We start from the raw sequence: 5,372 nt of genomic DNA, 5'->3' as shown, positions 1-5,372 counted from the left end.
CGATTGTTTTTTATTGCCTCTATTTATCGGCGATGACGGAAAAAGTCACGCATTAGAGAGGCACACTCCTCAGCTAGGACACCACGGGTAACTAGGGTAGAAGGGTGGAGGATATCATCGGCAAAGCGTGTATTGCCCGTCTTGGGCTCATCTGCTCCCCACACCACTCGCATAAGGCGGCTATGGCGGATAGCACCGGCACACATCACACACGGCTCCACCGTCACGTAGAGTGTACAATCGGGCAGTACCTTACTGCCTAGATAGTTTTGAGCCGCCGTAAGGGCGATCATCTCGGCATGGGCAGTGACATCCTGTAGCGTCTCTGTAAGGTTGTGCCCCCGCCCTATCACCGTATCGCGAGAGACAATCACCGCACCGATAGGTACCTCTTCAGCCTCATAGGCAAGTCGAGCCTCCTGCAGTGCCTGCTGCATAAAGTATTGATCCGAAAAAGGGGCAATAGTTTGCTCAGTCATCATCAGAGAGATCTTGGTCAAAAAGCGTAGGATAATTGGCATTGAGCTCCCCCAGCACATGGGTCATCACAATCTTCCGAATCAGAGCTGAGCGACTACTGTACTTGTACTTCTTCACATAGTAATTGATCATCTTCTCCTCCTCCTTTGAGAAAAGGATAGTGACCCTCTCCGTGCGAGGATCCTGCTTTACCATTGGCGGTTTGATCTTTTTCTTCTTTGCCATCCTACTTTCTCACTATCATTAGTTGGAAACAGACCGCCTCCTCATGCTCTATTTGGACATAGTCTACCTGCCCCTCCGAGTAGTGCTTCACCAGAAGCTCATCACCCAGTCGTGCCTCCTTTACAAACCTCAGATGAGCCTCCGCCAGCTCCTCCTCTATGATATGAGCAATGGGGAGAGCATCCATGGCGAGAGAGATCCAGACAGAGGAATTGACGTGCCGATTGATATCCAAGTCGGAGTAGCGTACCTTGTGAAAGTAGACAGAGCGGAGCTTCGCAGTCATCTCACGATCCATAAGGCGGCGTGGAATCTCGGGAAGCTCCAGGTCGGGGAAGGAAGAGCGGACAGAGCGGTCCGTGAGTAGGGAATCGATAGGCAGTGGCATTCGCTTCCGAATATCAATCCCTATCCACTTGGTAAAGGCACTTGCCACCAGCCGACCTCCCTGCTCCAAGGTAATGACACGATCGGTAGAGATACCCACCCAGTCCGTCACCCCCGTGGTGATGGTGAGTGGGTCCACCCCTATAGGGTGGAAAAATCGGATACTCATACGGCTAAGTACCCAGCTAGCTCCGTGTGCCATCAAGTGGTCAATCCCATAGCCGAAGTGAGTAGCATGCTCACCTGCCACATGGATCATCCTACTCACCAATTGGCTCAGCGGGTACCGCCCCCTCAAGTCAAGGTGAAACGGCCACAGCTCCAGCTGCATACTCAGTTTATGATCCGAGATCGTCTCCACTTTCTATCGCACCTTAGCAATTAATGCATCTAGCGAAAGGGCACTCTGCTCACCACTCTCCATATTCTTCAGGGTGATGGTCTTATTTTGCACCTCCTCCTCACCAACGAAAGCGACGTATGGGATCTGAAGGGCATTGGCATAGCTCATCTGCTTCTTGAGCTTCGCCTCCTCAGGATAGAGCTCTACGGCGATCCCCTCCTTGCGTATCAGAGAGAGGAGAGGAAGGATATAGCGCACCTCCTGATCCCCAAAGTTGACAAACATCAGACGGGTACCCGAAGTAGCCTCCTTTGGATAAAGATCCAGCTGATTCAGCACATCAAAAATACGATCGGCACCAAAGGAGATCCCCACACCACTCACACCATCTAGTCCGAAGACGCCAGTGAGGTTATCGTATCGACCACCTCCCGTGATGCTACCAATCTCCACATCATTAGCCTTCACCTCAAAGATAGTACCAGTATAGTAGTCCAATCCTCTAGCGAGAGAGAGGTCAAGAACCACCTTATTATAGAGCGGTGTGAGCTGTAGCATCTCAAAGATATAGCTCAGCTCCTCTATCCCTTTTTGCCCCACCTCACTTTGGGCAAAGAGGCCACTCATCTTTTGTAGCTTCTCCTCATTAGAACCCTCAAAGTTGAGGATAGGGTGTAGTTGGTCGCACGCCACCTCGGTGATTCCCTTGGAGAGCAACTCCGAGCGGACCCCTTCCCAACCAATCTTATCTAGCTTATCAATGGCCACAGTGAGGTCAATGATATTCTCAATGCCTAAAGTCTCACCAATAGCCGTGAGCAACTTCCGATTATTCAGGTGAATAGTAACGGAGATATTGAGACGGTGGAAGACCGTATCAATGATACGAGTGAGCTCCACTTCATGGAGAAGAGAGTCAGAACCGATCACATCAGCATCACACTGAAAGAACTCCCTATATCTTCCCTTCTGAGGTCGATCGGCACGCCATACTGGCTGTATCTGGAAGCGACGGAAAGGGAAGGTAATCTCATTGCGGTGCTGCACCACATAGCGGGCAAAAGGCACCGTGAGGTCGTAGCGCAATCCCCTATCACATGCACGAGCTGCAAACTCAGCAGGGTCTATCGTAAGCAACTCCTCCCGATTAAAGCCCTTAAGGCTATCCCCACTATTGAGGATACGGAAGAGTAGCTTATCTCCCTCTGCACCATACTTGCCAGTAAGGGTGGAGAGATTCTCCATTGCGGGTGTCTCTATCTCCCTAAATCCATAGGTGCGGTAGACACTCTTAATGGTATCAAATATATAGTTGCGTTTCGCCATCTCCTCAGGTGAGAAGTCGCGCGTCCCTTTAGGTATTGAGGGTTTTTGTGCCATAGTCTATCTCTATTTATTTTGAATATTTATTGTAAGAAAGGAGCTCCGAGAGGGGTTTACGCTTCTTGGCTCTGAGCTCCTGAACCGAGTAGCCAAGTGAGATCACTAGAGGGAGCTTCTTGCCTCTCGACACCCCTAGTACTTTGCGAAGCTTACGCTCATTGACCCACCCCATGATGCAGCTACCAAGTCCCTCCTCACGTGCCGCAAGAGTAATGTAGCTAGCCACAATCCCTATATCATACGCAGGTAAGTGCTTATTGAGGAGGAGCGAACCTGCCTTGCCAGCTGCATTGGGCGACTCCTCCACCAATACTAGGAGGACGGGTGCCGTCGCTGCAAACTTATTCATTCCTGGCACCAAAGGGGTTGTGAGTGTCGCTGCCACCTCAGCACGAGTTGTAGGGTCATCAACCACGATAAAGTGCCACGGCTGAGAGTTGGTAGCCGAGGGAGCCAAGCGGGCCACCTCCAAGATGCGCTCTATCACCTCTCTAGGTACAGGGCGATTCTCGTCGTACTTCCGATCACTCTGCCGAGTGGCAGCTAAATCCTGTAGGCTCATGATTGCTGAATCTCTATGATGCGGGCAAGGTATTTGCCAATGATATCAAACTCCAGATTGACCCTTTTACCCACCTCAAGAGTCTTGAAGTTGGTATGCTCGATGGTATAAGGGATGATTGCCACTTCAAAGCTATTGGGCGTAGAATTCACCACCGTGAGGCTCACCCCATTGACACAGACAGAGCCCTTCTCTACCGTCATATAGCCACGCAGAGCCATCTCCTTGGGCACACTGTATTCAATGCGGAAATAGTGGCTTCCCTCCGCCTCGCGTATCTCGGTACATACTCCAGTAGTATCCACATGGCCTTGTACAATATGGCCATCCAGTCGACCACCCACCGTCATACTTCGCTCCAGATTGACCAAGTCCCCAGGCTTCAAGTCACCTAGATTGGAGCGCTGTAGCGTCTCAAGTATCGCCGTAACGGTGTAGCTACGCTCCTCCAAGTCAATGGCCACTACCGTAAGGCAGACACCATTGTGCGAGATACTTTGGTCCACCTTCAGCTCCTCCACGAAGGGGGCCGTAAGGGTCAAGTGTACATTTTCCGTTCCTTCCTCTCTCACCACTCTCACTACAGTGGCTGTGCTTTCTACTATTCCTGAAAACATATCTTATTTCTCTATCAATTGATTACTTCTTTTGTCCAAAAATCAGCTGCCCAAGCCAGCTCTGTTTGGTACGAGGGGTACGCTCTAGGCTAGGTACTTTTACCTGCTCCTCTGGTAGGTGACAAGTAGTGAAAGGGGGCAGATGATTAAAATCCTTCACCACCCGATACATCTCCTCTTGCGTCCGAATAGCCTTTTCAGGATGGTCACGCTTGGGGATATTCTCCAGTTCGGAAGATAGATAGGAAGCCTTCACATTGTCACTGAGGCAGAGGTCCAATACCTTCCTTAAGAACTCCTTGATCTCGGGAGCCAAAACTGGGGCACCACACTCTATCCGTCGGTAGAGGTTGCGGGTCATCCAATCGGCCGAAGAGACGTAGTAACGCTCCTCACCCCCGTGGTAAAAGTACCAGATACGGGCATGCTCTAGGTAGATATCCAGCAGACGTATCGCCCGGATATTTTGGCTAAATGGTTGGCTAGGGATCACCCTACAGATACCACGAACTAGGAGGTCAATCTCCACTCCCGCCTCCGACGCCTCATAGAGCTTATCAATCACCCCTTGCTCCTCTATCGAATTCATCTTGAGCACCATTCGTGCCTTTCTCCCCGCCTTTGCCTCGGCAATCTCATAGTCGATCAATTGGTAGATCTGCTCCACCATACCGTAGCTAGCCACGAGGAGGTGCTCAAAGGTATGCGTGGTATCGCCCTGCTCCAAGAGGAGGAAGAGTTGCGAAAGATCGTACGCCAATTCTTGCCGACTGGTAAAGACCAGTACATCCGAGTAGATCTTCGCTGTCTTTTCATTAAAGTTGCCCGTGCTAAAGCAAGCGATACCACACTTCCCTGGCACCGCCTCTGGGTGAAACTCTATAAAGCAAGTCTTGGCATGCACCTTAAGCCCCGGCAGAGAGTAGAGTATCTTGACGCCGTGGCGGATCATCCGCTGAGCGGTTTGCAGATTATTCTCCTCATCAAATCTCGCCTTCAGCTCTACAAAGACCGTCACCTCCTTGCCTTGCGTAGCCGCCTTTATCAGTGCATCGATCACCTCCGAATCCTCCGCCACACGATACTGCGTCAGCTTGATCCCCTTCACCCGAGGATCAGTAGAAGCCGCCTGAAGTGTGCTCAGAAGGTAATCAAAACTAGTATAGGGCACAAAGATCGCTTCGTCTTGCCTCAGGAGGTGATCCAACTTATTTGGGCACTGATCCCATCTGAAGTGAGGGATAGGGGTATGGTACTGCTGCTCATACTCAGGTCCTATCGGATTGGGTAGCTTCCGAAGGTCTTGCAACTGCAGGTGACGACGACTTGGTAGCAGCACCTCCGGTCCTAGCTTCAATGATTGAACCAATTGCTC

The 5,372-nt window shown here is 50.9% G+C and carries 7 protein-coding genes; all 7 read right to left on the bottom strand.

The features are described 5' to 3' along the window. Positions 1–23: 23 nt before the first annotated feature. Positions 24–479, bottom strand: a complete 456-nt coding sequence (locus tag QVO39_RS02500) for a nucleoside deaminase (RefSeq protein ID WP_288171639.1) — start codon at positions 477–479, stop codon at positions 24–26. Then, positions 472–705 (bottom strand): ribbon-helix-helix domain-containing protein, encoded by a 234-nt coding sequence (locus tag QVO39_RS02495; RefSeq protein ID WP_021902882.1) that lies wholly within the window; start codon positions 703–705, stop codon positions 472–474. Before QVO39_RS02495 ends, QVO39_RS02500 begins: the two co-directional genes overlap by 8 nt. Position 706: 1 nt before the next feature. Beyond that, positions 707–1,453: an acyl-[acyl-carrier-protein] thioesterase gene (locus QVO39_RS02490; protein WP_288171627.1), complete on the bottom strand. Its 747-nt coding sequence runs from the start codon at positions 1,451–1,453 to the stop codon at positions 707–709. A gap of 3 nt (positions 1,454–1,456) precedes the next feature. Continuing rightward, positions 1,457–2,815 carry a histidine--tRNA ligase gene (hisS, locus tag QVO39_RS02485; RefSeq protein ID WP_021902880.1) on the bottom strand — a complete coding sequence of 453 codons (1,359 nt, stop codon included), beginning with the start codon at positions 2,813–2,815 and terminating at the stop codon, positions 1,457–1,459. A gap of 13 nt (positions 2,816–2,828) precedes the next feature. Beyond that, positions 2,829–3,380, bottom strand: coding sequence for a nitroreductase family protein (locus QVO39_RS02480; protein WP_021902879.1), 552 nt, complete (start codon positions 3,378–3,380; stop codon positions 2,829–2,831). Further along, positions 3,377–3,997: a riboflavin synthase gene (locus QVO39_RS02475; protein ID WP_021902878.1), complete on the bottom strand. Its 621-nt coding sequence runs from the start codon at positions 3,995–3,997 to the stop codon at positions 3,377–3,379. The genes QVO39_RS02480 and QVO39_RS02475 overlap by 4 nt, the downstream gene beginning before the upstream one ends. A 22-nt stretch (positions 3,998–4,019) precedes the next feature. Then, positions 4,020–5,372 (bottom strand): phospholipase D-like domain-containing protein (locus QVO39_RS02470; RefSeq protein ID WP_288171624.1); only part of this gene is annotated, 1,353 nt, incomplete at its 5' end.

It is taken from the genome of Porphyromonas sp. CAG:1061 (assembly GCF_000435035.1).
In the GTDB taxonomy this organism is placed as follows: Bacteria; Bacteroidota; Bacteroidia; order Bacteroidales; family Porphyromonadaceae; genus Porphyromonas_A; species Porphyromonas_A somerae.
Note: the sequence above shows the minus strand (reverse complement) of the source record. Positions and strands in the feature narration are given on the sequence as shown.